We start from the raw sequence: 25,930 nt of genomic DNA, 5'->3' as shown, positions 1-25,930 counted from the left end.
AGGAAGATCCATGCGTGCAATGCGTAGCCTGACCCTGCTGCTGGCGCTGATTGCCCCGGCGGCATTTGCCGATGGCACTTTTCAGGTCGAAATGATCCTGGTGCGGCAGAACGCCGTGCCGGCAATCACCAGCAAGTCGGCCCCGGAAGACTGGCGCAACGGCGCCCAGGTCGTCGCCGAGGCTGACCTGCGCCAACCGGTACTGAATGACGAGGCGGCCAAGCTTGCGGCCGACCCACAGTACACCGTGCTGCTGCACAAGGCCTGGAAACAGGACGCCGGCACGGTGGCGATCAGCGATGGCGAAGAACACTTCGGCCAGTTCCCCATCGCCGGCAACCTGACCCTCAAGGAAGAGCGTTTCATCGCAGCGGATGCCAACTTCTGGGTCAACCAGTTCGACGGCAATGGCAGCGTGATCCAGAGCGAGCCGCTCAAGCAGAGCAACAGCAACATCAAAAATGGCGAGCTGACCTTTCTCGACGGCGGCCACCTGGCCCTGCTGCTCAAGGTCACAGCCAACCGGCCAGTGAGCGCGCCGACGCCTGCGCCGGAGATGATGGAGCAGTAGCCGGATGCCCGCCCCTGGAAAACTGGCTCGACAGACTGGCCAAGCCGTCAGCCACGTCGGGCGCATGCTGGTGTACGAGCTGGACCTGATGCCAGAGGGCAAAGCCTCGATTACCCCGTACACCTGCAACCGCCGCAAGGATGGCAGTACTACTTTGATCCGGCCGAGGAAAGGATTGGCCGCCTGCGCCACAGCTATGATCAAGTCATTGCTTCGTACCTCGCTTCGGCGCCGGTGGTTCCGCAAAGCCAGGTGGTAAAATTCAGCCACCGGATCCACACCCTCAATCGGCAGATCCCCACCCCCAGAACATTGAGCGAGAAGATCATCGACGGTATTGCCCCCACGCCCCACCTGATTCTGGGCAGCCACGAATTCAGCGCCTACGTGCCGCAAACCGGCAGGATGCAGCGCCAGCACCAGCACCGGGCGGCGCTGTCGTTCAACTATGACGGCATTCGCGCCAGCGGCAGGCAAGGCAAGGAAGTCACCCGCCTGGATGGCACCACCAGCCAACGCATACAGCGCCACACCGAGATCGAAAGCCAGATCCGCCAGACCCTTCAGCGCCTGGGTTTCAAGGTCGCCACCCGGCAAAGCAAGGCCTTGCCGGAGAGCGCCGGCGACCTGCTGGAACTGGCTTCCGAAGCGGCCTGGCTGCGCTTCATGCTCAACGACCTGCCTGCCCTGCGCGAGCAAGGCTGGGAGATCGAGTACACCGACGACTTCGCCTTCAATCTCGCCGAGGTTGACGACTGGTACGCGCAGATCGACGAGGCCAGCGGCCGCGACTGGTTCGACCTGGAACTGGGCATCGAGGTCAATGGCCAGCGCCTGAGCCTGCTGCCGATCCTGCTCAACGTGCTGCGCAGCCATCCGGAACTGCTCAACCCGGCGCAATTGCACAAGCGCCGCGATGATGAACAGTTGCTGGTGCAGATTCCCGCCCCTGCGGGCGAAGCACGGCGCAGCCTGCAAGTGGCCCTGCCCTACGGCCGCCTCAAGCCGGTACTGGCAACCCTCGGCGACTTCTACCTGCGTGAGCCCGGTGAAACCAGCGTGCGCCTGCCCACCCTCGACGCCACCCGCCTCAACGCCCTGGAAGACCTGCCACTGAGCTGGCAAGGCGGCGAGCGGGTACGCGGCCTGGGCGAGCGCCTGCGCGACATCCGCCTGCAGCCGGCGCAAACCCCGGATGGCCTGAATGCTACCCTGCGCCCCTATCAGATCGAAGGCCTGAGCTGGATGCAGGCCCTGCGCGAGCTGGAGGTCGGTGGCATCCTCGCTGACGACATGGGCCTGGGCAAAACCCTGCAGACCCTCGCCCACCTGCTCAGCGAAAAGAACGCCGGGCGCCTGACCCGTCCGGCCATGGTGGTGATGCCCACCAGCCTGATCCCCAACTGGCAGGACGAAGCCGAACGCTTCGCCCCCGGCTTGCGGGTTCTGGCCCTGCAGGGCATCGGCCGGCGCAAGCATTTCGACAACCTGCAGGATTACGACCTGCTGCTGACCACCTATGCCCTGCTGCCCAAGGACCTGGCGCACTTCAAGGGCCTGATGCTGCATGTGCTGATCCTCGACGAGGCGCAGTACATCAAGAGCCCGGGCAGCAAGGCGGCCCAGGCGGCGCGTCAGCTCGAAGCCCGCCAGCGCCTGTGCCTGAGCGGCACGCCGCTGGAAAACCACCTGGGCGAGCTGTGGTCGCTGTTTCACTTCCTGCTGCCTGGCTGGCTGGGTGATGCCAAAGCCTTCAACCGCGACTACCGGGTGCCGATCGAGCGCCAGGGCAATGGCGAACGCCTGCAGCACCTCAACGCCCGGATCAAACCCTTCCTGTTGCGCCGCACCAAGGAACAGGTGGCCACCGAACTGCCGGCCAAGACCGAGATGATCCACTGGGTCGAGCTCAGCGATGCGCAGCGCGACGTGTACGAAACCATGCGCCTGGCCATGGACCAGAAAGTCCGTGCGGAAATCACCCGCAAGGGCGTGGCGCGCAGCCAGATCATCATCCTCGAAGCGCTGCTCAAGCTGCGCCAGGTGTGCTGCGACCTGCGCCTGATCAACAGCGAGGCCTCGACCGCTCGGGGCGCTCATTCAGGCAAGCTTGCGAGCCTGATGGAGATGCTCGAAGAGCTTCTCGCCGAAGGCCGGCGGGTGCTGCTGTTTTCGCAGTTCACCAGCATGCTGCGATTGATCGAGGCAGAGCTGCAGCAACGCGGTATCGCCTACGCCCTGCTGACCGGCGAAACCCGCGATCGCCGGGCGCCGGTGCAGGACTTCCAAAGCGGCCAGCTGCAGATCTTTCTGATCAGCCTCAAGGCCGGCGGCGTTGGCTTGAACCTGACCGCGGCTGACACCGTGATCCACTACGACCCGTGGTGGAACCCGGCAGCGGAAAACCAGGCCACCGACCGCGCTTATCGCATTGGCCAGGAGAAGCCGGTGTTCGTCTACAAGCTGATTACCCGGGGCACGGTGGAAGAGAAGATCCAGCAGTTGCAGCAGGAGAAATCGGCGCTGGCGGCGGGTGTGCTGGATGGACGGCAGGCGGGGGACTGGCGTTTGGCGGCGGAAGATATCGATGCGCTGTTGGCGCCGTTGCCGGGGAAGCGGCACGGCGCTAGTGCGCGGTGAATCCATCGCTGGCAAGCCAGCTCCCACACGGACCCTGTGGGAGCTGGCTTGCCAGCGATGGGCTGCAACGCAGCCCTGCAATCAATCTACCAGTTGAGCTTCCTTGAGCGCCCCAAGCGCCTCCAGCCAGCGCGGCTGTTGACGATAGTCGGTACGGGCAAAGCCCTGCCCGCGCATCTGCGCGATACGTGGCGAAGGTTTGACCTTCAGGCGCTGGGCCGCTGTCAGCGCAAGCTCGGCTGCTGCCCGGTCATTGCACACCAGGCCCATGTCACAGCCGGCGCTCAGCGCCGCCTCGATTCGACTGGCCGCGTCACCGACCACATGGGCACCGGCCATGGACAGGTCGTCACTGAAGATCACCCCATTGAAACCCAACTCGCCGCGCAGGATGTCCTGCAGCCAGCGCCGGGAGAAACCGGCCGGCTGGTTGTCGACCTGTGGATAGATCACATGGGCCGGCATCACCGCCGCCAGCTGCCCACTCAAACGAGTGAACGGCACCAGATCGGCCGCGCGGATCTGCTCCAGGCTGCGCTCATCGGTGGGAATCGCCACATGGGAATCGGCCTCGGCCCAGCCATGGCCGGGGAAATGCTTGCCACAGGCGGCCATGCCCGCGGCGTTCATACCGCGGATAAAGGCACCGGCCAGTAGCGTGGCGCGCTGCGGATCACCTTCGAAGGCGCGGCTGCCGACCACGGCGCTGCGCTGGTGATCGAGGTCCAGCACCGGAGCGAAGCTCAGGTCCAGGCCCACCGCCAGCACTTCGGTGGCCATCAGCCAACCGCATTGCTCGGCCAGGTATTCAGCATTGTCGTTATCGGCAATCGCACGCATCGCCGGCAGGCGTACAAAACCCTGGCGCAGGCGCTGGACCCGACCACCCTCCTGGTCCACCGCCAGGATCAGCTCCGGGCGAATGGCGCGGATCGAAGCGCACAGCTCGCGCACCTGGCGCGGGCATTCGATGTTACGGGCGAAGATAATCAGGCCGGCCACTTCGGGCTGGCGCAAAAGCTGGCGGTCCTCGGCGGTCAGCCAGGTACCGGCGATGTCGACCATCAGGGAGCCTTGCAGGCTGGCACTCATAATTGATCCTTCAGTTGACGCTGATGTGAGCCCATTGGGGGCATGCGGCTTCGTCGATCTGCACCGGGCAATGCACCGGCACCTGGTCGAACAGGCTCAGCAGGTCGGCGTTGCGCAAGCGCACGCAGCCATGGGACAACGGCACGCCCATAGGTTCACTATCGGGAGTGCCATGCAGGTAGATGTAACGACGAAAGGTGTCGACCGGCCCCAGGCGATTGATGCCCGGCTCACAACCGCTGAGCCAGAGTATGCGCGTGAGGATCCAGTCGCGACCGGGAAATTGTTCGTGCAGTTCAGGCGACCAGGTTTCGCCGGTCCAGCGTCGACCTCGCAACACCGCGCCTTGCGCCAGGCCGGCACCGATCTTGGCGCGCACCTGATGGCGCCCACGCGGCGTGCAGCCCGAACCTTTGAGCTCACCGGCACCGTTGCGCGCGGTGGACACCTCAAGACGCAGGCGCAACTGCCCCTGGGCGAACCCATAAAGGCGTTGATCAGCGAGGGAAATGTGCAGGAAATCGAGACTGGCCATGGGGCGCTAGCTTAGCCGATGCGGCTCGCCGCGCCCAGCCGTGACATCAGGCCTTGGCGGCGACCGGGGTGCTGCCGGACTTGCTGCGTGGGCGCAGTTGCGCGGCAGCCATGGCCTCGTCGGTGACGCCACTGTCGGCGCGCATGCCGGCGGCCAGGAACGGCACCATCAGGCGCATGACCTGTTCGATCGAGGTATTGATGCCGAAATCGGTTTCGGCAATGGCGCGCAACGCCTTGATCCCGGACATGCTGAACGCCGCGGCGCCGAGCATGAAATGCACGCGCCAGAACAACTCGATCGGCGGAATACGCGGTGCGGCTTCGTTGACCAGCAGCATGTAGCGGCGGAACACCTTGCCGTACATGTCTTCAAGGTAACGCCGCAGGTGGCCCTGGCTCTGGCTGAAGGCCAGGCCCAGCAGGCGCATGAAGATCGACAGGTCATTGCCGCTGCGTGGCTGCACCACCAGCGCCTGCTCAACCAGCATCTCCAGCAGCTCTTCAAGGGTGGGCTTTTGTTCGGGGCGCGCCTGGCGGCGCTCCAGCTCGCGCTCAAGGCTCGCGCAGAAAGGCCCGAGGAAGCGCGAGAAGACCGCCTGAATAAGGGCCTTCTTCGAACCGAAGTGGTAGTTCACCGCAGCCAGGTTGACGCCGGCCTTGCTGGTGATCAGCCGTAATGAGGTTTCGGCAAAACCTTTTTCCGCGAACAGCTGCTCGGCAGCATCGAGAATGCGTTCTACGGTTTCCGACTGGGCCATGACTACTCCGCCTGACAAACACTTGTTTGAAACATACGTTTCAAAGCGGTGTTTTGTCAAGTCCGTGCAGCCGTTTTGCGGCCATGCGGTCACGTATTAAACCATAGCTGCAAGCCACAAGCTGCAAGCTGCAGGAGCGCCCATGCGCCGTTTCTTGAAGCTTGGCGCTTGCAGCTTGCCACCCACTGTATATAATCCCAGTCACTGTATAAAAAGACAGAGCGATCGACATGCTAAAACTGACGCCACGCCAAGCTGAGATTCTGGCTTTTATCAAACGCTGCCTGGAAGACAACGGCTTCCCGCCGACCCGCGCGGAAATCGCCCAGGAACTGGGCTTCAAGTCGCCCAACGCCGCCGAGGAACACCTCAAGGCCCTGGCCCGCAAGGGTGCGATCGAAATGACCCCGGGGGCGTCACGGGGCATTCGCATCCCCGGCTTCGAAGCCAAGCCCGACGACAGCGGCCTGCCGATCATCGGCCGGGTGGCAGCCGGTGCGCCGATCCTCGCCCAGCAACACATCGAAGAATCCTGCAACATCAACCCGGCGTTCTTCAACCCCCGCGCCGACTACCTGCTGCGCGTTCACGGCATGAGCATGAAGGACGTCGGCATCGTCGACGGCGACCTGCTGGCCGTACACACCTGCCGCGAAGCCCGTAACGGCCAGATCGTCGTTGCCCGAATTGGCGATGAAGTCACGGTCAAGCGCTTCAAGCGCGAAGGCAGCAAGGTCTGGCTGATTGCCGAGAACCCCGAATTCGCCCCCATCGAAGTCAACCTGAAAGACCAGGAGCTGGTGATCGAGGGCTTGAGTGTCGGCGTCATACGCCGGTAAAGGAGGCATCATGCAGTTTCCCCCTGCGTCACAGAACGTACCGCTGCAAGCACAATTGCCACTGTTCGAAGCATTCCTGGCCCAGCCGGTGCTGCCCGGACTGAAAAACGCCAAGCCTGCGCCCCACCCCGGCGCGGCCCAGGTTTTCAGCGAGCTGTCTTTGCGTGGCGCACTGGGTAGCTGCCAGAGCCTGCTGGCCCCGATGCTGCGTGAACTGAGCGAGTTGAGCGAAGAACATGACGCCCGCTGGCTAACCCTGATCGCCCCACCCGCCAGCCTGACCCAGGCCTGGCTGCGCGAGGCCGGCCTGAACCGTGAGCGCATCCTGCTGCTGCAACCACGCGGCAACCAGAGCGCACTGCAACTGGCCTGCGACGCCCTGCGCCTGGGCCGTAGCCACACCGTGGTCAGCTGGCTCAACACCGTCAGCAGCAGCGCCCGCCAGCAACTGAGCAATGCAGCTCGCGCCGGAGACGCACAAAGCCTGAACATCCGCCTCGGCTGATACTCAGGTCTGTTTCAACAGTTGATTTCGCCAGGCTTCCTCAGGACGAGGAAGCCGCACAGGCGATCAGTGCAGGACTCGCGGCCCTTCATCGCGATCGATCTCGCCTTCTACCAGCTTGCCAGCCATCTGCACGCCAACACTGAGCATGGCCTTGGCCACTTCCACGTGCTGACCTTGCAAAAAGGCTTTGGCGTCCTCGGAGAAATCCAGGGTTACCAACGAACCCTCGTCCTCGGCGCGGCGCAGCTCGATCCGGCCATCAGGCAACTCGACAATTTCTAGAAAGGACGTTGGCATAAAGGGCTGTTCTCCACGAAAGGCCGGCATTGTACCAGCCACCGCCCCAATCAGCACTCACTCAAGCCTTCACGAAAACGAACCGTGAGGCCCTTGAGATTCTGCCGCCAGCTTTCCAGCTCTTCACGCGACAGCGCTGGCGCCTCGGGTTCATCGAGGCTCACCGCCTGGATCAGCGGCTGGGTAACGTCGGTTTTTGGCGCTTTTTTCGCGACCGGCGGTCGGAACAAATCGGCATAAGCGCTGAGCAGTTGCGCCAGCCAGGTTTCGCGTTGTTCGGCCAGTTCCACCAGTTCGGCCATTTCCGGGATGGCGATGGTTTCAAGGACTTCGCGGGTGAGCAGCAGCTCGGCACGGGGAGCGCCCGCCTGGGGTAAGCGGTAAAACCCGGCAATCTCGTGACATAAGCCCAACAGCGCGCCGTAGAGGTGGAACAGCGCCGATTCACGCTCGGCCTGGATCAGCGCCTGGGCATTCATGGCCCGGCTCTCCTGCGCCTTGCCAAGGGCTTCGAGGGCCAGGCCTGCGAAGAAAATCTTCTGGTTGGTGCGGGTGTAGAGTTCCTGGGCCATCTGGGTGCCCTCCGAAAGGCTGCAAGGCGGTCTGTGAGTGTCACGGATTGCCCCGCCCTACTGCAAGTCTAGGTGGCGACCGCTTTGCGGTCGATCGCCGGCAAGGCCGGCTCCCACAGAGTCGGCGGCGATTGCACTCCCTGTGGGAGCCGGCCTTGCCGGCGATGGGCCGCGAACAGCGGCCCCAAGCTCAATCAGCGCTTGTCTTCGACCTTCCAGGCATTGCCGTCGTAGAACGCACGCCAGCCAGTCGGCTTGCCATCAACCTCGGTCTGCACGTACTGCTCCTTGGTCTTGCGGCTGTAGCGGATCACCGCCGGGCGACCGTCCGGGTCTTTCTTCGGCGCTTCGCAGAGGAAGTGGTACTTCGGATCGATCTCGTCCTTGTGCGGGATGATCTCGATCACCAGCGGTGCGCGGGTCTCGCGGTTTTTCGGGAACTGACTGGCAGCCAGGAACAACCCCGAAGCGCCGTCACGCAACACGTAGGTGTCGTTGACTTTCTCGCACTTGAGCTCCGGCATCTTCACCGCATCCATCTTCGGCGGCGCCGCCTCGCCGCTCTTGAGCAGCTTGCGGGTGTTCTTGCACTCGGCGTTGGTGCAACCGAAGAACTTGCCGAAACGGCCGGTCTTGAGCTGCATCTCGCTACCGCACTTGTCACATTCCAGGCTCGGCCCTTCATAGCCCTTGATGCGGTAGTTGCCCTCTTCGATTTCATAGCCGGTGCAGTCCGGGTTGTTACCGCAGATGTGCAGCTTGCGCTTCTCGTCGAGCAGGTAAGCATCCATGGCTGTCGAGCAGATCGGGCAACGGTGCTTGTTGAGCAGCACCCGCGATTCCGATTCACCCTCGTCGTCGGCCGCGATTTCATCGCCCGGGACCAGGTTGACGGTGGCCTTGCAGCGCTCTTTGGGCGGCAGGCTGTAGCCCGAACAGCCAAGGAACACGCCGGTGGAGGCGGTGCGGATCATCATCGGCCGGCCACATTCCTTGCAGGCAATGTTGGTCAAGGTCGGCTGGTTGGCACGCATGCCCTTCTCGCCGTCTTCGGCCAGCTTCAGCTTGTTGCTGAAGTCGCCATAGAACTCGTCCAGCACGTTTTTCCAGTCGCGCTCGCCCTGGGCCACGTCATCGAGGTTCTCTTCCATGCCGGCAGTGAAGCCGTAGTCCATCAGGTTGGAGAAGCTCTCGGACAGGCGCTCGGTGACGATGTCGCCCATCTTCTCGGAGTAGAAGCGGCGGTTGTGCAGGGTCACATAACCGCGATCCTGAATGGTCGAGATGATCGCAGCATAAGTCGAAGGACGACCGATACCGCGTTTTTCCATCTCCTTGACCAGGCTGGCTTCGGAGTAACGCGCTGGTGGCTTGGTGAAATGCTGGCTTGGGTCGATCTGGATCAGCTTGAGCACTTCGCCCTGGTTCATTTCCGGCAGCACATCGTCATCGCCCGGCTTGCTCTGTTGCGGCAGCACGCGGGTGTAACCGTCGAACTTGAGGATACGGCCCTTGGCACGCAGCTCGAAGTTGCCTGCGGTGACGCTGACGGTGGTCGACAGGTACTGCGCCGGTGGCATCTGACAGGCCAGGAATTGACGCCAGATCAGCTCGTACAGACGCTCGGCATCGCGCTCCATGCCGCTGAGCTTGGTCGGATGGGTGTTGACGTCGGATGGACGAATCGCTTCGTGCGCTTCCTGGGCACCCTCTTTGCTGCCGTAGACGATCGGCGCTTCGGGCAGGTACTTCTTGCCGAACTCGGTTTCGATGTAGCTGCGGGCCATTTCTACCGCATCGACCGAGAGGTTGGTCGAGTCGGTACGCATGTAGGTGATGTAGCCGGCTTCGTACAGACGCTGGGCCATCATCATGGTTTTCTTTACGCCGAAGCCCAGGCGGTTGCTCGCGGCCTGCTGCAGGGTCGAGGTGATGAACGGCGCCGACGGCTTGCTGCTGGTCGGACGGTCCTCACGCTTGGCCACGGTGTAGCTGGACGACTTGAGCTGCGCCAGCGCTGCCATGGCCTGGGCTTCGTTCAGCGGCTTGAAGGCTTCGCCGTTCTCGCGGGCCACCTCGAAACGCACCTTGGCGTCCTTGGCAGTGCCCAGGTCGGCGTGCACTTCCCAGTACTCTTCAGGGATGAAGGCACGGATCTCGCGCTCACGCTCGACCACCAGCTTCACCGCCACCGACTGCACACGGCCGGCGGACAGGCCGCGGGCGATCTTGGCCCACAGCAGTGGCGAGACCATGTAGCCCACCACGCGATCGAGGAAGCGTCGCGCCTGCTGGGCGTTGACCCGGTCGATATCCAGCTCGCCAGGCTGCGAGAACGCTTCCTGGATGGCTTTCTTGGTGATTTCGTTGAACACCACGCGCTTGTAGCGGCTGTCGTCACCACCGATGGCTTCGCGCAGGTGCCAGGCAATGGCTTCCCCCTCGCGATCCAAGTCGGTTGCGAGATAGATGGTGTCGGCATCCTTGGCCAGGCGACGCAGCTCGTCGATGACCTTCTCCTTGCCCGGGAGAATCTCGTACTTGGCTTTCCAGCCGTGGTCAGGGTCGACACCCATGCGCGCGACCAGCTGCTTGCGCGCCTTCTCTTTCGGCGACAGGGCCGGCGCCTCGCCCGCGGCGGCCTTGCCGCGCTTGGCGGCAGGCTCCTTGCTGGCGCTGGCCGAACCGCTGGTGGGCAGGTCTCGGATATGGCCGATACTCGACTTCACCACGTACTGGCTGCCCAGGTACTTGTTGATGGTCTTGGCCTTAGCCGGGGATTCCACAATGACCAGCGATTTGCCCATGGATCGGAAAATTCCTGAATACTGAAAATAAAAACACGGCAGGTACCTGACGCGGCACCGCTATATATAGTGGCAACAGAGTGAGGTCAAGCGCGGGGCTTTAGCCACCCTTGGCTTCGGACCCGGAAATCAGCCCGGTTTCAGCCTTGACCAAAGCAAAGCGCGGCACTTGCTCGCCGTCAACCTCGACCGACTCGAGAAACATCGAAAGCGGTCGCACCCAAAGGCCGAATTCACCGTACAAGGCCTGGTAGAACACCACCCATTCCTCGGTTTCGGAATGGCGCGCGGCGCCGAACACACGATACTCAGGCCCCTTGTAATGCCGGTATACGCCTGGTTGTATCTGCATGTTGCTCACCCTCTTGAAAAAAAATTCCTGCAAAAACAAAAACCGGGGCACCAGGCCCCGGTTTCCATCCAGCGAACGGTTAAACGCGTTCGAAGACGGTGGTGATGCCTTGGCCCAGGCCGACGCACATGGTCGAAACGCCGAAGGTCCCGCCATTCTGCTTCATGACGTTGAGCAGAGTGCCGGAAATCCGCGCACCGGAGCAACCGAAAGGATGGCCCAGGGCGATGGCGCCGCCGTGCAGGTTAACCTTCTCATCCATCTTGTCGAGCACTTTCAGATCCTTCAGCACTGGCAGGGCCTGTGCGGCGAAGGCTTCGTTGAGCTCGAAGAAGTCGATATCGGCGATAGACAGGCCCGCACGCTTGAGCGCTTTCTGGGTCGCCGGCACCGGACCGTAGCCCATGATTGCCGGGTCGACACCGGCCACGGCCATGGAACGGATCACCGCCAGAGGCTGGATACCGAGGTCCTGGGCACGCTGGGCCGACATGACGATCATGCACGAGGCACCGTCGGTGATCTGCGACGAAGTACCGGCAGTCACGGTACCACCTTTGGGGTTGAAAGCAGGCTTGAGGGCAGCCAGGCTTTCCAGGGTGGTGTCCGGGCGAATGGTTTCGTCGTAGTCGAAGACCTTGAGGAAACCGTTCTCGTCGTAGCCCTGCATCGGGATGATTTCATCCTTGAACTTGCCTTCGACCGTCGCCTTGTGGGCGAGCCGGTGCGAACGCACGCCGAACAGGTCCTGCTGCTCACGGCTGATGCCGTGCATCTTGCCGAGCATTTCGGCAGTCAGGCCCATCATGCCCGAGGCCTTGGCGGCGTACAGCGACATGTGCGGGTTCGGGTCGACACCGTGCATCATGCTGACGTGACCCATGTGCTCGACACCGCCAACGACGAAGACATCACCGTTGCCGGTCATGATCGCCTGCGCGGCGGTGTGCAGCGCGCTCATCGACGAGCCGCACAGACGGCTGACGGTCTGGCCGGCGGCGGTGTGCGGGATCTGGGTCATCAGGGATGCCATACGGGCGATGTTCCAGCCCTGCTCCAGGGTCTGGTTGACGCAGCCCCAGATGACGTCCTCGACTTCGTTCGGGTCGACCTTGGTGTTGCGTTCCAGCACCTTGCTGATCAGGTGCGCGGACATGTCTTCGGCGCGGGTATTGCGATGCATGCCACCCTTGGAGCGGCCCATCGGGGTGCGACCGAAGTCGACAATCACCACGTCTCTTGGATTCAGGCTCATATATTCACTCTCGCTCTATATCGTTGGGCGCTTAACCGAAGAAGCTCTGGCCATTTTTGGCCATTTCACGCAGCTTCGCGGTGGGGTGATACAGCGGACCCAGATCGGCGTATTTGTCGGCCAGGGCAACGAATTCGGCTACACCGATCGAGTCGATGTAACGCAGCGCGCCGCCACGGAAGGGAGGGAAACCGATACCGTAGACCAGGCCCATGTCGGCTTCGGCGGCGGTGTCGACGATGCCGTCTTCCAGGCAACGAACGGTTTCCAGGCACAGCGGGATCATCATCCAGTTGATGATGTCTTCGTCGCTGACTTCACGCTGCTCGTAGACGATCGGCTTGAGCACTTCGAGGACTGCCGCGTCAGCGACTTTCTTCGGCTTGCCGCGCTTGTCGGTCTCGTAGGCATAGAAGCCCTTGCCGTTCTTCTGGCCCAGGCGCTTGGCTTCGTAGAGCACGTCGATGGCCGAGCGACGGTCATCCTTCATGCGGTCCGGGAAGCCTTCGGCCATGACGTCACGGCCGTGGTGGCCGGTGTCGATGCCGACCACATCCATCAGGTAGGCCGGGCCCATCGGCCAGCCGAATTTTTCCATGATCTTGTCGATGCGCACGAAGTCGACACCGGCGCTGACCAGCTTGGCGAAACCGCCGAAGTACGGGAACAGTACACGGTTTACCAGGAAGCCCGGGCAGTCGTTGACCACGATCGGGTTCTTGCCCATCTTCTTGGCGTAGGCCACGGTGGTGGCGACGGCCACTTCGCTGGACTTCTCGCCACGGATGACTTCGACCAGCGGCATCATGTGCACCGGGTTGAAGAAGTGCATGCCGACGAAGTTTTCCGGACGCTTGAGCGCCTTGGCCAGCAGGTTGATGGAGATGGTCGAGGTGTTGGAAGCCAGGATCGCGCCTTCCTTCACCTGGCCTTCCACTTCAGCCAGCACCGCCTGCTTGACCTTCGGGTTCTCGACCACGGCTTCGACAACGATGTCGACATTGCCGAAGTCGCCGTAGGACAGGGTCGGGCGAATCGCATTCAGCGCTTCGGCCATTTTCGCCGGGGTCAGGCGGCCCTTCTCAACGCGCTTGCCGAGCAGCTTGGAAGCCTCGTTCAGGCCCAGCTGGATGGCGGCTTCGTTGATGTCCTTCATCAGGATCGGGGTGCCCTTGACCGCCGACTGGTAGGCAATACCACCCCCCATGATGCCGGCGCCGAGCACGGCGGCCTGCTTCACGTCGTGAGCGATTTCGTCGTGGGCCTTGGCCTTGCGCTTGAGCTCCTGGTCGTTGAGGAACAGGCCGATCAGGCTCTCGGCAACCGAGGTCTTGGCCAGTTTGGCGAAGCCGGCGGCTTCGACTTCCAGGGCCTTGTCACGACCGAAGTTGGCGGCCTTCTGGATGCTCTTGATCGCTTCGACCGGCGCCGGGTAGTTCGGGCCAGCCTGACCGGCGACGAAACCCTTGGCGGTTTCGAACGACATCATCTGCTCGATGGCGTTGAGCTTGATCTTTTCCAGTTTTGGCTGGCGCTTGGCCTTGTGGTCGAGCTCGCCGCTGATGGCGCGCTTGATCAGGTCCAGGGCCGCAGCCTGCAGCAGCTCAGGAACCACCACGGCATCGACGGCGCCGACTTTCAGCGCGTCTTCAGCACGGTTTTCCTTGCCGGCGGCAATCCACTCGATAGCGTTGTCGGCACCGATGATGCGCGGCAGGCGCACGGTACCGCCAAAGCCCGGGTAGATGCCCAGTTTGACTTCCGGCAGGCCGATCTTGGCGCTGCTGGCCATGACGCGGTAGTCCGCAGCCAGGCACATTTCCAGACCGCCACCCAGGGCGATGCCATTGATCGCGGCAACGGTCGGCACGGCCAGGTCTTCGAAATCGCTGAAAATCCGGTTGGCTTCCAGGTTGCCGGCGACCAGTTCGGCCTCGGGCAGCTTGAAGTTATCGACAAACTCGGTGATGTCCGCGCCGACGATGAACACGTCCTTGCCACTGCTGACAATCACGCCCTTGATCGATGCGTCGGCTTTGATGGTGTCTACAGCCTGACGCAATTCGTTCAGGGTAAGACGGTTGAACTTGTTGACGGACTCACCCTTGAGGTCGAACTTCAGTTCGACGATGCCGCTTTCAAGAGCCTTAACCGTGATGGCTTTACCTTCGTAAATCATCAACTGATCTCCACGATATGGAAGCTGAACTGTACACGCCGATCGCTGATGCAAGAGCCGGCCGGCCTTTGGCCGTTGCTGCCGAACCCTTGCTCCAGGCACACCCGCCAGCGCGATAGTCGGGATTCTGTAAGAGCCGTCTGACAATACAAACGCTCAATTCATACGCCCGTTTGATTTGGGTATGCACACATTCAACGAAAAGATCGCCGTTGTCAAATACCCAAAAGCTGCGTGAAAACGCGACTTTCCGGTCATTTTCTGCTGACAGGGTGGCAAACCGCCGCGCAGGTGATGGCGCGCCATTCAGTGACGCGATAGTGGTCAATGGCTTACACGCGTCGATCTTCGTTCAACGCGAAATCGGCGAGGAGATTTGCAGCAGATAGCTGCGCGATGGCTACACTCGGAGGGATGAAGTATTACGCCGGCCTGCCTGGCCTGTCCGCCCGATCTGCGAATCGGGCTTTTTATTGATAGCGATCAGGCCAGGGCCTTGAGCACCGCGGCAATATCCTGCAATACAGCCGCTTCGCCCCGCTCACCCCAGTACAGGGCAACCATCTGCGGGCCCGCCTCGACCTTGTAGACGCTCTCCGGCAAGCGCGCCAACTGCTCGGCATGCACCGCATCGGTGCAGGGCTCGCGCCACTGATTGAGCCACACACCGGGGGTGGTTTGCCAGTAGCACCAGCTGTCGCTACGGCCCTGGCGCCGCGGCCGCAGGTACTGTGCACAGGGGCTTGGCGGCTCCTTGGGCAGCCAGTGCGGCCACTCCTGGGGCGCCAGCTGCATGGCCAGGCCCATGCGCCGGGCTTCCATGCGCAGGGCCATCTGGCCGCTCTGCTTGCGCGAAGGACGCAGCCAGGCCAGGGGGCTGAGAATCAGCGCAAGGATTGACACCACTACCCAGACCGTCATATCTGTTGTTCCCATAAAGCTTTGCAAATGAGCTGGTTAGCCGGGGTTCGAAGCGATCAGCCTGAAACCGACCATACTTTAACTATCGCGACTGTCAGGAGAGCTTCTCATGCCCTACGAACACATACTGGTTGCCGTCGACCTGACCGAAGAATGCGACCCGGTCATCAAGCGCGCCCGTGAACTGGCCACGCCTGCCGGTACCAAGGTATCCCTGGTACACATTGTCGAGCCCATGGCCATGGCCTTTGGCGGCGACGTGCCGATGGACCTGTCCCAGCTGCAACAGCAACAGTTCGACCAGGCCAAGGAGCGCATGGAACGCCTGTTCAACAAGTACCCGGAAATCAACCGCGGCGATTCGCACCTGACCTACGGCCAGCCGCGCCAGGAAATCCACCAGTTGGCCAAGGACCAGAAGTGCGACCTGATCGTGGTCGGCAGCCATGGCCGCCACGGCCTGGCCCTGTTGCTGGGCTCTACCGCCAACGACGTGCTGCATGGCGCACCCTGCGATGTGCTCGCGGTACGCCTGCAGAAAAAAGCCGAGTAAAACCCTGGCGGGCCCGGCGCAGATTCATGCGCCGGGCCCAGCCCTTCAGCTGTCGAGCTCAGCCCAGCGCTCGACCAGCACATCCAGTTCAGCCTGCATTTTCTCCAGGCTTGCCAGGACGGCACTGGTTTGCTCGATCGGGCGCTGATAGAAGGCCGGGGCAGAAATCTCTTCCTGCACCGCCGCCATCTTCTGCTCCAGTGCGTCGATCTGGCCCGGCAAGGTTTCCAGTTCGCGCTGCAGCTTGTAGCTGAGTTTTTTCTTCGGTGCTTCAGCCGCTGCTGCCGCTACCGGCGCAGGCGCCACGGCCTCGACCACAGCGGTGTTGAGCTCGGACTTGCCCGACTTGCTCTCGGTTACACCGAGCAACTTCGGCGAACCGCCCTGGCGGATCCAGTCCTGGTAACCACCGACGTACTCGCGCACCTTGCCCTCGCCTTCGAACACCAGGGTGCTGGTCACCACGTTGTCGAGGAAGGCCCGGTCGTGGCTGACCATCAGCACGGTACCCTTGAACGCCGACAGCACTTCTTCGAGCAGCTCGAGGGTCTCGACGTCGAGGTCGTTGGTCGGTTCGTCGAGCACCAGCAGGTTGGCCGGCTTGCTGAACAGCTTGGCCAGCAACAGGCGCGCACGCTCGCCACCGGACAGGGCCTTGACCGGGGTCCGGGCGCGCTGCGGGCTGAACAGGAAGTCACCCAGGTAACTCAGCACGTGACGGCTCTGGCCATCGATGTCGATGAAGTCGCGACCTTCGGCCAAGTTGTCGATCACGGTTTTTTCCAGGTCCAGCTGATGGCGCAGCTGGTCGAAATAGGCCACTTCCAGGCGCGTGCCGGACTCGACCTTGCCGCTGGTGGGCTCAAGATCACCGAGCATCAGCTTGAGCAAGGTGGTCTTGCCGGTACCGTTGGCGCCGAGCAGGCCGATGCGGTCTTCGCGCTGCAGGACCATGGAGAAGTCCTTGACCAGCTGCGGGCCGCCCGGATGGTTGAAGCTGACGTTTTCCAGGACCATCACCTGCTTGCCGGATTTCTCCGCGACATCGAGCATGATGTTGGCCTTGCCCTGGCGCTCGCGGCGTTCGCTGCGCTCGACGCGCAGGGCCTTGAGGGCACGCACGCGGCCTTCGTTACGGGTACGCCGGGCCTTGATGCCCTGGCGGATCCACACTTCTTCCTGGGCCAGCTTCTTGTCGAACAGGGCGTTGGCGGTTTCTTCGGCCGCCAGCGCTGCTTCCTTGTGCACCAGGAAGCTGGCGTAGTCGCCGTTCCAGTCGATCAGGCCGCCGCGGTCCAGTTCGAGGATGCGTGTGGCCAGGTTCTGCAGGAAGGAACGGTCGTGGGTGATGAACAGCACGGCGCCGCCAAACCCGCTGAGGGCATCTTCAAGCCAGGCAATGGCGCCGATGTCCAGGTGGTTGGTCGGTTCATCGAGCAGCAGCAGGTCGGGCTCGGACACCAGCGCCTGGGCCAGCAGCACGCGGCGGCGCCAGCCACCGGAGAGCTCGGCCAGGGTCTTGTCGGCCGGCAACTGCAAGCGGCTCAGGGTGCTGTCGACCAGTTGCTGCAGGCGCCAGCCATCGCGCGACTCGAGGTCGTGCTGGACGTGCATGAGCTTTTCCAGGTCGGCATCGGTATGGATGTTCTGGCTCAGGTGGTGGTATTCGGCCAGCAAGGCGCCGACGCCGTCGAGGCCTTCGGCCACCACGTCGAACACGGTACGGCCGTCGGCCACCGGCAATTCTTGCGGCAGCTCGCCAATCTTCAGGCCCGGGGCACGCCAGACGTCGCCTTCATCAGGCTTCTGATCGCCCTTGACCAGGCGCAGCATGCTCGACTTGCCAGTGCCGTTGCGGCCGATGATGCACACCCGCTCACCACGGGCGATCTGCCAGGACACCTTGTCCAACAACGGCGTGGCGCCGAACGCAAGGGACACATCGCTTAATTTGAGCAGGGTCATGATCTTCTCCAAAAACCGGGCGCGCATTCTACCCGACTTGAGCCGGCTTCACATTAAGCAGCGCGCCCTACAGCACCTTCCGACGACAGGCCGCTTCTTTACAACCAGATACAAGCACAATGCTTTCATCCGCCTGTTGCAACCGGCTAAGCTAAGGCAATGCAACTCCAACAGTGCTGGCTTCGCCGTCACTTTTCATGGTCAAACTGCCCGGAAGTCTCATGCGCAGCCGCCTGTTCCGCCTAGTATCCAGCCTGCTTCTCACTGCCTCGGCGGTGGGTGTAGCCCAGGCCACCGACATCACCCAGCAACGTCAATATTACGATGAAGCCAAACGTGCCCTGGCCAAAGGCGACAAGGGTCCGTACCTGCGTTATGCCGATGCCCTGCGCGACTATCCGTTAACGCCCTACCTGGCCTACGACGAACTGACCGCCCGGCTGAAAACCGCCAGTAACGACGAAATCGAGAAATTCCTCGCCGCCCACGGCGACCTGCCCCAGGCCAACTGGATGAAGCTGCGCTGGTTGCGCTGGCTGGCCGAGCGCGGTGACTGGGCGCCCTTCACCAAGTACTACGATCCAAAACTGAACTTCACCGAACTGGACTGCCTTAATGGTCAGTACCAGCTCAGCCATGGCCAGCGCGCCGAAGGCTATGCCAGCGCAGAAAAACTCTGGCTGGTCGGCAAGTCGCAACCGGCAGCCTGCGATGCGCTGTTCGATCGCTGGGCTGGCGAAGGCCAGCTGACCGAGCAAAAACGCTGGGAGCGCGCCAAGCTGGCTGCGCAAACCCGCAACTATGCGCTGGCCAACACCCTGGTCAAAAGCCTCAACACCCTGGCACCCCAGGGCCGCCTGCTGATCGACGTGGCGCAGAAGCCCGAACTGCTCAACCAGCCCGGACGCTTCACCCCGGTCAACGAGGCGATGTCCGACGTGGTCAGCCTCGGCCTGCGCCGCCTGGCCCGCCAGGACCCGGAGCGGGCCATGAGCCTGCTTGACGATTACGCCAACCGCATGCATTTCTCCCGCGACGAGAAAGTCGCCATCGCCCGCGAAATCGGCCTGACCCTGGCGCGTCGCTACGACCCGCGGGCGCTGGACCTGATGACCCGCTACGACCCGGAGCTGCGTGACAACACCGTCACCGAATGGCGCCTGCGCCTGCTGCTGCGCCTGGGCCGCTGGGAAGATGCCTATGAGCTGACCAAGCGCCTGCCGCAAGACCTCGCTACCAGCAACCGCTGGCGCTACTGGCAGGCGCGCAGCCTGGAGCTTGCGCAGCCGAAGAACCCGCAAATCCCGCTGCTGTACAAAACCGTGGCTCGCGAGCGCGACTTCTACGGCTTCCTCGCCGCCGACCGCTCGCAAACCCCTTACCAGCTGAACAACAAGCCGCTGGTGCTGAGCCAGCAGCTCGTCAACAAAGTGCGCAACACCCCGGGGATCAAGCGCGCGCTGGAATTCCACGCCCGCGGCCAGATCGTCGACGGGCGTCGCGAGTGGTACCACGTCAGCCGTCATTTCAACCGTGACGAGATGGTCGCCCAGGCCAAGCTGGCCTACGACATGCGTTGGTATTTCCCGGCCATTCGGACCATCAGCCAGGCCAAGTACTGGGACGACCTGGACATCCGCTTCCCGATGGCCCACCGCGACACCCTGGTGCGTGAAGCCAAAGTACGCGGCCTGCATTCGAGCTGGGTGTTTGCCATTACCCGCCAGGAAAGCGCATTCATGGAAGATGCGCGCTCAAGTGTCGGTGCCAGCGGCCTGATGCAACTGATGCCGGCCACGGCCAAGGAGACCGCACGCAAGTTCAGCATCCCGCTGGCCACGCCTGCCCAGGTGTTCAACCCGGACAAGAACATCCAGCTGGGCGCCGCCTACCTGAGTCAGGTGCACAGCCAGTTCAACGGCAACCGCGTGCTCGCCTCCGCCGCCTACAACGCCGGCCCCGGCCGGGTGCGCCAGTGGTTGCGCGGTGCCGATCACCTGAGTTTCGATGTCTGGGTCGAGTCGATCCCCTTCGACGAGACGCGCCAGTATGTGCAGAACGTACTGTCGTACTCGGTGATCTACGGGCAGAAGCTCAATTCGCCGCAGCCGTTGGTGGACTGGCATGAGCGGTATTTTGACGATCAGTGATCGTCCAGCCCATCGCCGGCAAGGCCGGCTCCCACAATAGATTTGCATGCACCTGTGGGAGCTGGCGTTGCCAGCAATGAGGTCAGTCCAGCCAGCCTATTCGGCGTTGTCCGAATGACGACCGCTTCGCGCTCGATCGCCGGCAAGTCCGGCTCCCACAGGATTGGCAGTGCCCTCAGGGATGGTGCAACACCTGTGGGAGCGGGCTTGCCCCGCGATAGAAGTCCACAGCCGAACTACTCCAGCACCGTCACCGCCATCCCCACCTCAAGCACCCCTGCCCCATCCGCCACCAGGTTCTGGCCAAACAGCACATCCCCTTCCTTCTGCCGGTAGGTGCGCAAGGTCGCCAGCGGTTCACGGTCCGGGCTGCGTTCGCCGGTCTGCGGGTCGATGGTGGTCATGATGCAGCGCTCGCACGGCTTGAGCACACGGAACTCGACCGCGCCGATGCGGATGCGCTTCCAGCCATCCTCGGCGAACGCCGCGCTGCCCTCCACCACCAGGTTGGGGCGAAAGCGCAGCATCTCCAGCGGCCGCCCGACCTTGTCGACCAGGTCATCCAGCGACGCCTGGCCGATCAGCAACAACGGGAAACCATCGGCGAACGCCACGCGGTCGCTGTTCAAACCATAACCGCTGGGCAAATAGCGCGCGCGTTGCTCGGGCACATGCACCAGGCGCACGTCCTTGCCGATGAAATCGCTGAGCCACTGGGCAGCGGCGTCCCCGGCATCCGGGACGCGAAAGCTGTCGCGCCAGATGGTGATGCCGCGCAGGTCGTTATCCGGCTCCGGCACGGCGACGTGCAATGCGGGGTAACCCGGCGCCGCCAGGGTGAGGCTGCCATCGGTGTTGTGCAAGGCCGCCAACTGGCTCATCTGCGGGTACATGCGCTGGGTCAGGAAGCGCCCATTGTCACGCTCCACCAGCAGCCAGCGGCGGTCCCCGCTCAACCCCAGAAGGTCCAGCGAGGAAGTCTGCAGCGCCTCACCGCGCGCTGATTTGAGCGGGTATCGGTACAACGCACTCAGGCGCATCATGACCTGCCTTGTGTCGGTTAAAACCCTAGCTTATACCGACTCAGGCCGTGGCTTCATCCAGCATCAGCCGTTGGCGCACGACATCGACCAGCTTGTCGGGCTGGAACTTGGAGAGGAAGTTGTCGCAGCCAACCTTCTTCACCATCGACTCGTTGAAGCTGCCGGACAGCGAGGTGTGCAGCACCACGTAGAGCGCACGCAGACGCGGGTCATTGCGGATCTCGGTGGTCAGTCGGTAGCCGTCCATTTCCGGCATTTCGGCGTCGGTGAAGACCATCAGCAGCTTCTCGCAGACATCCTCGCCGGCGTCGGCCCAGCCCTTGAGCATGCGCAACGCCTTGAGGCCATCGCTGGCCACGTGCATCTTCACCCCCAGTTGCGACAAAGTGTCACGCAACTGCGCCAGGGCCACGGTGGAGTCGTCCACCAACAGCACTTCGCGACCTCGGGCACGTGCCAGCACCGGGTCTTCGAGCTTGTCGCGCGACACCTTGGCGCTGTAGGGGACGATTTCCGCCAGCACCTTCTCGACGTCGATGATTTCCACCAGTTGCTCGTCGACCTTGCTGATCGCCGTCAGGTAATGCTGGCGACCGGCACTGGTCGGTGGCGGCATGATGGCTTCCCAGTTCATGTTGACGATGCGGTCGACGCCGCCCACCAGGAAGGCCTGCACCGAACGGTTGTATTCGGTAACGATGATGGTGCTGCCCGGGCCCGGCTCCAGCGGGCGCATGCCGATGGCCTGGGACAGGTCGATTACCGGCAGGGTCTGCCCGCGCAGGTTGACCACGCCGCAGACATACGCATGACGCTGCGGCATCAGGGTCAGCTTGGGCATCTGCAGCACTTCCTGGACCTTGAACACGTTGATCGCGAACAATTGCCGGCCAGCCAGGCGGAACATCAGGATTTCCAGGCGGTTCTCGCCCACCAGCTGCGTTCTTTGGTCTACCGTGTCGAGAATGCCAGCCATCGAAGAGCCCCCAGGTGTGTCAAAAATGAATCCAATGGCCCTGTATCGGCCGCTTGCCGCAGAGCTTGACCCCTTGTAGAAAATGCTCTGCAGCCCATTGATGTCATTTTACCATCATGCTTTACTGCACTCACCTCTCCGCTGTCGCAAACGCCCGCAAAGGGTCGTATCGAAGACACCCCATCAGGGAATCCCCTAGTGACAATCGGGTGAGACCTGATGTTCGCAATATCCATAAGCCATTAATGTGACGCCATTCTCATTGCATGAACGGAGTCAGGCTTTTGTCAGCTATCGCCTCATGGTGGCCAGCCCCTGCTCCAGCCCTTCGCGCTGGAGCCAAATGATGGCTAACGACGCACCGCACAACAGCGCCCTGCAGGATTTCCTGGTCGACGCACAGGTGCTGCTGACCAAGGCAGAGGAATGCCTGCTGCACCTGCAACTGATCGACAACGATCCGGATGCCTGCCACTGCCTGAACGACACCTTGGGTACCCTGGTGACGCGGGCACACACCCTTGGCCTGGTCGAGGTCGCCGCCTACAGCCTGCAGTTGCAAACCCTGCTGGAGCCGGCACAGGTGCATCCAGCACTGCAAGGCGAAGCCCTGCAGGCCCTGGAAAGCTGCCTGACCCTGCTGGCCTGGCAACTGGAGCTGATCGATCCGCACACCGGCCGCCTGAGCCTGGACACCGAGGAACAGGTACAGCTGCTCGACACCCTGGCCACCGCCCTGAGCCCAGCAACCGCTCTAGCCTGCGCCTCCTGCATCGAAACCCGGTATCCCTGCGAACACCCTGCCCCCTCATTGACTGCGCCACTCACCGCGCAATCCAGTGCACTTTCCTCGCCAGCCAAGGGTAACTAAGGGACATAACAACAATGCCCTGGCGAAGATTATCCGCCCCCCCGACGCGGCACACTAACGGCCAACTTAGTGTATTTTCCGGTGCTTCTAGTTAGCCCAAAGAAAACATTGCGCTTAATTGATATCGGACAAGATTGTATTTTCGCAAACTGATGGCAAAGTGCTAGATTTGCAGACAATCGGAACCGCCGTACCAGCCCGTAAAATCTGGCTATTCAGTCAGTTATCAGAGTTCGCGACCAATTGTATTTGAAGTGATACCATGCTCGCTGATGAAGTCATGCACACCTCCCGGCAACCCCAAGACACCGCGCGCAGACTTTCATCGCCGCAACCCCAGCGCCGACATTTAAACGTTATTGAAGGCAATTCGACAAAAGCCTCTAGTTCGACCTTTGCAAGGCTTTCAACAGCGATATTTCAGTGGCTTCATTTCCTATGTTCTCAAGCCTCAAGACACTCAAGCGCTGGCGCCCCGGAGCCTCTCTGCTGCGTTGGGCGACCGCACTGCTGTGCCTGGCTTCGGTTGCAGTCAACCTGGCCCTGTACCTGCTTGAGCAACCGCTGCCGGCCGCCGCCCTGGCCCTGCAGCTGATTGCCCTGCTGAGCATTGCCTGGCAACTGCGCCAGTGGGCCCGCTCGATTGCCCTGCGCCCGGCGGAACTCGCCGATCGGCTGCTCAAGGTGCAGGAAAGCGAGCGCCAGCGCCTTAGCCGCGAGCTGCACGACGATATCGGCCAGATGCTGACCGCCGCCAAGCTCCAGGCCGACTGGCTGCAACGCCGTGCCCCAGCCGAGTTGCAGGAGCACTGCAGCACCTTGCGCAGCACCCTGGACGACACCCTGGCCAATGTTCGCGATGTCTCGGCCATCCTCAACCCAAGGCAACTGTCCAGCCTGGGCCTGGAAGCCAGCCTGCGCGCACATTTGTTGCGTACCCTTGAAAACACCAACGTGCACTGGAGCCTGGAGTGCCGCCAGCGCCTGGGCGGCATCCCCGAAGACATGGCGATTGCCGCCTTTCGAATCACCCAGGAGGCGGTGACCAACATACTGCGCCATGCCAAGGCCAACAACCTGGTGGTGCGCATCCAGCGCCAGTCCGAAGGCCTGGCCCTGTCGATCAGCGATGACGGCCTGGGCTTCTCGCCCGCCAGCAGTCCCGCCGACGAAGGCCAGCGCGGCATGGCCGGAATGCTCGAGCGCGTCGGCCTGCTCAATGGCACACTGTCGGTCAACAGCCAGCCCGGCCTGGGTACCCAGATCGACGCCCTGATTCCCTGGCCTCCCCGCACCCTCGAACGCGCCAAGACAAATAACGCCCCATGACCTGTACATTGCTGTTGGTGGATGACCACTCACTGATCCGCGCAGGTGTTCGTGCGCTGGTGTCCGATATACCTGGCTATGCCGTGATCGGCGAAGCCAACGACGGCAGCCAGGTGCCTGAACTGGTCATGCAACTGGACCCGGATATCGTCCTGCTGGATATTTCCATGCGCTCCACCAGCGGCCTGGACGCCCTGAGCCGGTTACGCGCCCTCGGCTGTCGCTGCAAGGTGCTGATCCTCTCGATGCACACCGACCCGGAGCTGATCATGCAGGCACTGGAAAGCGGCGCCCATGGCTACCTGCTCAAGGACACTACCGCCACCGAGCTTGAGCAGGCACTGGCGGCGCTGCGCGGCAACGAGCGCTACCTGAGCCCGGCGATTGCCCACACGGTGATCAACCAGGCGCTGCTGCGCGCCCAGTCGAGCAAGCCGGAAGCGGTCGAGAATCACAACCTCACCGCCCGCCAACTGGAGATCCTGCGCCTGATCGTGCGCGGCAAATCGACGCGGGAAATCGCCCAGGGCCTGGGCCTGAGCATCAAGACTGTGGAAACCCACCGATCGCAGATCATGAAACGCCTGCAGATCTACGATGTCGCTGGCCTGGTGCTGTTTGCCGTGCGCGAGCAGATCATCAGCCTCGACGACTGAGTAGCGGCGACCCTGGCGGCAAGTGCACCCGCAGGGCCGCCGGCAGCGCCTGAAAGCGCAGGCTGTCGCCCTGCAACGGTTCGCCATCGAGGTTGATGTCCAGGCCTTGCGAGCTTTTGATCTCGACCCACGGCAGGCGCGCGCGGACGAACATGCTGTCCAGGCCCAGGCCATCGCTGAGCAAGCCACGCAGGGTGCCGACCACTTCCTGGGGCGCCGGCAGGATGCTGACATCGAGCATGCCGTCATCGACCTGCGCATCGGGGCACAACACATGTCCGCCACCGGCCTGACGGCCATTGCCGATGCCCAGGGCCAGCAACTCGCCCTGCCATTGAAAATCCGGACCATGCAACTCGACCGAAGCGGCACGCAGCTCGCTGAAGCGCGACAGCCCGGTGAACAGGTACGCCGCGGCGCCCAGAATCTTTTTCAGGTCTTCGGAGGTATTGGCGGTCACCTGGCTGCCGAAACCACCGGTAGCCATGTTCAGAAACACCTGCCCACCGACCTCGCCCAGATCGATGGCCTGCGCCGGCACTTCAAGCAGGGCCAGGGCCTGCCCCGGCTCCAGCGGCACCCCGGCTGCCCTGGCAAAGTCGTTGGCCGTGCCCAGCGGCAACAACACCAGGCTGGCAGCGCAATCGGCACCCGCCATGGCCTCGGCGACGTCGCGCAGCGTGCCATCACCGCCTCCGGCCACCAGGTACGGGTAGCCGGCTGCCAGTGCCTCCTTGACCAGGCGCTGGGCATCACCAGCTTCCCAGGTCAGGCGCACGTCCAGTTGCCAGCCACGCTCACGCAGGGTAGTCACCGCAGCCCGAACCGCTTCATTCATGGCTTGTTTGCCATGCAGGATCATCAATGCCTTTTGCTGCGCCATTTGTGCGTTCCCCGATGAATTGAGCGTCGAATATCTCGACCCTTTCTGGCTTGCCTTTACTGCATTGCACTTAACGATTCAGCGATCTTTCGCACACCATTCATACAAATATCATTGAAAGCTTGGCCGCCGAGGGGCATCATTCGACAAATATTTGGCCTTCATGGACGACGCCA

23 protein-coding genes are annotated in these 25,930 nt (G+C 62.5%); 9 read left to right on the top strand and 14 right to left on the bottom strand.

All coding sequences use genetic code 11. The features are described 5' to 3' along the window. The first annotated feature begins 10 nt into the window (after window positions 1-10). On the top strand, window positions 11-571 hold the full coding sequence (locus tag ABM562_RS02065; protein WP_115086089.1) for a CsiV family protein: 561 nt from the start codon (window positions 11-13) through the stop codon (window positions 569-571). A 294-nt stretch (window positions 572-865) separates the two neighbouring features. Further along, window positions 866-3,211: a DEAD/DEAH box helicase gene (locus ABM562_RS02060; protein ID WP_442795555.1), complete on the top strand. Its 2,346-nt coding sequence runs from the start codon at window positions 866-868 to the stop codon at window positions 3,209-3,211. Between the two features lie 81 nt (window positions 3,212-3,292). Here ABM562_RS02060 and nagZ read toward each other — a convergent pair whose 3' ends face one another. From nagZ to ABM562_RS02045, 3 genes are read right to left on the bottom strand one after another with little or no spacing between them, the layout of a single operon-like run. Beyond that, the gene (nagZ, locus tag ABM562_RS02055; RefSeq protein ID WP_177414849.1) at window positions 3,293-4,291 is read right to left on the bottom strand and encodes a beta-N-acetylhexosaminidase; all 999 of its coding nucleotides are present in this window, start codon (window positions 4,289-4,291) and stop codon (window positions 3,293-3,295) included. A 22-nt stretch (window positions 4,292-4,313) separates the two neighbouring features. Beyond that, on the bottom strand, window positions 4,314-4,838 hold the full coding sequence (locus ABM562_RS02050) for a L,D-transpeptidase family protein (RefSeq protein ID WP_460420637.1): 525 nt from the start codon (window positions 4,836-4,838) through the stop codon (window positions 4,314-4,316). Window positions 4,839-4,884: 46 nt separating this feature from the next. After that, on the bottom strand, window positions 4,885-5,598 hold the full coding sequence (locus ABM562_RS02045) for a TetR/AcrR family transcriptional regulator (RefSeq protein WP_115086084.1): 714 nt from the start codon (window positions 5,596-5,598) through the stop codon (window positions 4,885-4,887). A 230-nt stretch (window positions 5,599-5,828) separates the two neighbouring features. On the opposite strand from ABM562_RS02045, the gene lexA reads away from it, so the two are divergent. Next, window positions 5,829-6,437 carry a transcriptional repressor LexA gene (gene lexA, locus ABM562_RS02040; protein ID WP_115086083.1) on the top strand — a complete coding sequence of 203 codons (609 nt, stop codon included), beginning with the start codon at window positions 5,829-5,831 and terminating at the stop codon, window positions 6,435-6,437. A 10-nt stretch (window positions 6,438-6,447) separates the two neighbouring features. Next, the gene (sulA, locus tag ABM562_RS02035) at window positions 6,448-6,942 is read left to right on the top strand and encodes an SOS-induced cell division inhibitor SulA (RefSeq protein ID WP_115086082.1); all 495 of its coding nucleotides are present in this window, start codon (window positions 6,448-6,450) and stop codon (window positions 6,940-6,942) included. A gap of 66 nt (window positions 6,943-7,008) precedes the next feature. On the opposite strand, the gene ABM562_RS02030 is transcribed toward sulA, so the two are convergent. From ABM562_RS02030 to ABM562_RS02000, 7 genes are all read right to left on the bottom strand, one after another. Continuing rightward, window positions 7,009-7,242, bottom strand: coding sequence for a hypothetical protein (locus tag ABM562_RS02030; RefSeq protein WP_115086081.1), 234 nt, complete (start codon window positions 7,240-7,242; stop codon window positions 7,009-7,011). Window positions 7,243-7,292: 50 nt separating this feature from the next. Continuing rightward, window positions 7,293-7,814 (bottom strand): DUF6586 family protein, encoded by a 522-nt coding sequence (locus ABM562_RS02025; protein ID WP_346617085.1) that lies wholly within the window; start codon window positions 7,812-7,814, stop codon window positions 7,293-7,295. Window positions 7,815-8,008: 194 nt separating this feature from the next. After that, window positions 8,009-10,621, bottom strand: a complete 2,613-nt coding sequence (gene topA, locus ABM562_RS02020) for a type I DNA topoisomerase (RefSeq protein ID WP_115086079.1) — start codon at window positions 10,619-10,621, stop codon at window positions 8,009-8,011. Between the two features lie 100 nt (window positions 10,622-10,721). Beyond that, window positions 10,722-10,973, bottom strand: coding sequence for a DUF1653 domain-containing protein (locus ABM562_RS02015; RefSeq protein WP_038999245.1), 252 nt, complete (start codon window positions 10,971-10,973; stop codon window positions 10,722-10,724). 79 nt (window positions 10,974-11,052) lie between these two features. Continuing rightward, window positions 11,053-12,228: an acetyl-CoA C-acyltransferase FadA gene (fadA, locus tag ABM562_RS02010; protein ID WP_115086078.1), complete on the bottom strand. Its 1,176-nt coding sequence runs from the start codon at window positions 12,226-12,228 to the stop codon at window positions 11,053-11,055. A gap of 31 nt (window positions 12,229-12,259) precedes the next feature. Next, window positions 12,260-14,407: a fatty acid oxidation complex subunit alpha FadB gene (gene fadB / locus ABM562_RS02005; protein ID WP_115086077.1), complete on the bottom strand. Its 2,148-nt coding sequence runs from the start codon at window positions 14,405-14,407 to the stop codon at window positions 12,260-12,262. Window positions 14,408-14,890: 483 nt separating this feature from the next. Continuing rightward, window positions 14,891-15,328, bottom strand: coding sequence for a hypothetical protein (locus ABM562_RS02000; RefSeq protein WP_115086076.1), 438 nt, complete (start codon window positions 15,326-15,328; stop codon window positions 14,891-14,893). Window positions 15,329-15,437: 109 nt separating this feature from the next. Here ABM562_RS02000 and ABM562_RS01995 point away from each other — a divergent pair, with 109 nt between their 5' ends. Further along, the gene (locus ABM562_RS01995; RefSeq protein WP_115086075.1) at window positions 15,438-15,881 is read left to right on the top strand and encodes a universal stress protein; all 444 of its coding nucleotides are present in this window, start codon (window positions 15,438-15,440) and stop codon (window positions 15,879-15,881) included. Between the two features lie 45 nt (window positions 15,882-15,926). Here ABM562_RS01995 and ABM562_RS01990 read toward each other — a convergent pair whose 3' ends face one another. Then, entirely contained in the window at window positions 15,927-17,846 is a 1,920-nt protein-coding gene (locus ABM562_RS01990) for an ATP-binding cassette domain-containing protein (RefSeq protein WP_115086074.1), read from the bottom strand. 221 nt (window positions 17,847-18,067) lie between these two features. Here ABM562_RS01990 and ABM562_RS01985 point away from each other — a divergent pair, with 221 nt between their 5' ends. Continuing rightward, a complete protein-coding gene (locus ABM562_RS01985; protein ID WP_115086073.1) occupies window positions 18,068-19,996 on the top strand; it encodes a transglycosylase SLT domain-containing protein in 1,929 nt (642 codons plus the stop codon). Window positions 19,997-20,232: 236 nt separating this feature from the next. On the opposite strand, the gene ABM562_RS01980 is transcribed toward ABM562_RS01985, so the two are convergent. Next, complete coding sequence (locus tag ABM562_RS01980) at window positions 20,233-21,039, bottom strand: MOSC domain-containing protein (protein ID WP_460420631.1); 807 nt, start codon at window positions 21,037-21,039, stop codon at window positions 20,233-20,235. Window positions 21,040-21,079: 40 nt separating this feature from the next. Beyond that, window positions 21,080-22,015, bottom strand: a complete 936-nt coding sequence (locus ABM562_RS01975) for a chemotaxis protein CheV (protein ID WP_115086071.1) — start codon at window positions 22,013-22,015, stop codon at window positions 21,080-21,082. Between the two features lie 343 nt (window positions 22,016-22,358). On the opposite strand from ABM562_RS01975, the gene ABM562_RS01970 reads away from it, so the two are divergent. From ABM562_RS01970 to ABM562_RS01960, 3 genes are all read left to right on the top strand, one after another. Further along, a complete protein-coding gene (locus ABM562_RS01970) occupies window positions 22,359-22,886 on the top strand; it encodes a histidine kinase (protein ID WP_415842528.1) in 528 nt (175 codons plus the stop codon). A 438-nt stretch (window positions 22,887-23,324) separates the two neighbouring features. Beyond that, entirely contained in the window at window positions 23,325-24,215 is an 891-nt protein-coding gene (locus ABM562_RS01965; RefSeq protein WP_115086069.1) for a sensor histidine kinase, read from the top strand. Then, a complete protein-coding gene (locus tag ABM562_RS01960; protein WP_115086068.1) occupies window positions 24,212-24,871 on the top strand; it encodes a response regulator in 660 nt (219 codons plus the stop codon). The genes ABM562_RS01965 and ABM562_RS01960 overlap by 4 nt, the downstream gene beginning before the upstream one ends. On the opposite strand, the gene yegS is transcribed toward ABM562_RS01960, so the two are convergent. Further along, window positions 24,855-25,754: a lipid kinase YegS gene (gene yegS, locus ABM562_RS01955; protein ID WP_115086067.1), complete on the bottom strand. Its 900-nt coding sequence runs from the start codon at window positions 25,752-25,754 to the stop codon at window positions 24,855-24,857. The two genes, ABM562_RS01960 and yegS, sit on opposite strands and share 17 nt — an antisense overlap. Window positions 25,755-25,930: the final 176 nt, after the last annotated feature.

The organism is Pseudomonas sp. ZL2, assembly GCF_054788455.1.
Note: the sequence above shows the minus strand (reverse complement) of the source record. Positions and strands in the feature narration are given on the sequence as shown.

What these genes read in the sequence shown, in the direction of transcription:
- ABM562_RS01970 (WP_415842528.1), top strand. Translation starts at nt 22,359, where the DNA reads ATGATGGCTAACGACGCACCGCACAACAGCGCCCTGCAGGATTTCCTG.
- ABM562_RS01960 (WP_115086068.1), top strand. Translation starts at nt 24,212, where the DNA reads ATGACCTGTACATTGCTGTTGGTGGATGACCACTCACTGATCCGCGCA.
- ABM562_RS02065 (WP_115086089.1), top strand. Translation starts at nt 11, where the DNA reads ATGCGTGCAATGCGTAGCCTGACCCTGCTGCTGGCGCTGATTGCCCCG.
- fadB (WP_115086077.1), bottom strand. Translation starts at nt 14,407, where the DNA reads ATGATTTACGAAGGTAAAGCCATCACGGTTAAGGCTCTTGAAAGCGGC.
- yegS (WP_115086067.1), bottom strand. Translation starts at nt 25,754, where the DNA reads ATGGCGCAGCAAAAGGCATTGATGATCCTGCATGGCAAACAAGCCATG.
- sulA (WP_115086082.1), top strand. Translation starts at nt 6,448, where the DNA reads ATGCAGTTTCCCCCTGCGTCACAGAACGTACCGCTGCAAGCACAATTG.
- ABM562_RS01990 (WP_115086074.1), bottom strand. Translation starts at nt 17,846, where the DNA reads ATGACCCTGCTCAAATTAAGCGATGTGTCCCTTGCGTTCGGCGCCACG.
- ABM562_RS01980 (WP_460420631.1), bottom strand. Translation starts at nt 21,039, where the DNA reads ATGATGCGCCTGAGTGCGTTGTACCGATACCCGCTCAAATCAGCGCGC.
- ABM562_RS02030 (WP_115086081.1), bottom strand. Translation starts at nt 7,242, where the DNA reads ATGCCAACGTCCTTTCTAGAAATTGTCGAGTTGCCTGATGGCCGGATC.
- ABM562_RS01985 (WP_115086073.1), top strand. Translation starts at nt 18,068, where the DNA reads ATGCGCAGCCGCCTGTTCCGCCTAGTATCCAGCCTGCTTCTCACTGCC.
- ABM562_RS02050 (WP_460420637.1), bottom strand. Translation starts at nt 4,838, where the DNA reads ATGGCCAGTCTCGATTTCCTGCACATTTCCCTCGCTGATCAACGCCTT.
- ABM562_RS01975 (WP_115086071.1), bottom strand. Translation starts at nt 22,015, where the DNA reads ATGGCTGGCATTCTCGACACGGTAGACCAAAGAACGCAGCTGGTGGGC.
- ABM562_RS01965 (WP_115086069.1), top strand. Translation starts at nt 23,325, where the DNA reads ATGTTCTCAAGCCTCAAGACACTCAAGCGCTGGCGCCCCGGAGCCTCT.
- ABM562_RS02000 (WP_115086076.1), bottom strand. Translation starts at nt 15,328, where the DNA reads ATGACGGTCTGGGTAGTGGTGTCAATCCTTGCGCTGATTCTCAGCCCC.
- ABM562_RS01995 (WP_115086075.1), top strand. Translation starts at nt 15,438, where the DNA reads ATGCCCTACGAACACATACTGGTTGCCGTCGACCTGACCGAAGAATGC.
- fadA (WP_115086078.1), bottom strand. Translation starts at nt 12,228, where the DNA reads ATGAGCCTGAATCCAAGAGACGTGGTGATTGTCGACTTCGGTCGCACC.
- lexA (WP_115086083.1), top strand. Translation starts at nt 5,829, where the DNA reads ATGCTAAAACTGACGCCACGCCAAGCTGAGATTCTGGCTTTTATCAAA.
- ABM562_RS02045 (WP_115086084.1), bottom strand. Translation starts at nt 5,598, where the DNA reads ATGGCCCAGTCGGAAACCGTAGAACGCATTCTCGATGCTGCCGAGCAG.
- ABM562_RS02025 (WP_346617085.1), bottom strand. Translation starts at nt 7,814, where the DNA reads ATGGCCCAGGAACTCTACACCCGCACCAACCAGAAGATTTTCTTCGCA.
- ABM562_RS02015 (WP_038999245.1), bottom strand. Translation starts at nt 10,973, where the DNA reads ATGCAGATACAACCAGGCGTATACCGGCATTACAAGGGGCCTGAGTAT.
- topA (WP_115086079.1), bottom strand. Translation starts at nt 10,621, where the DNA reads ATGGGCAAATCGCTGGTCATTGTGGAATCCCCGGCTAAGGCCAAGACC.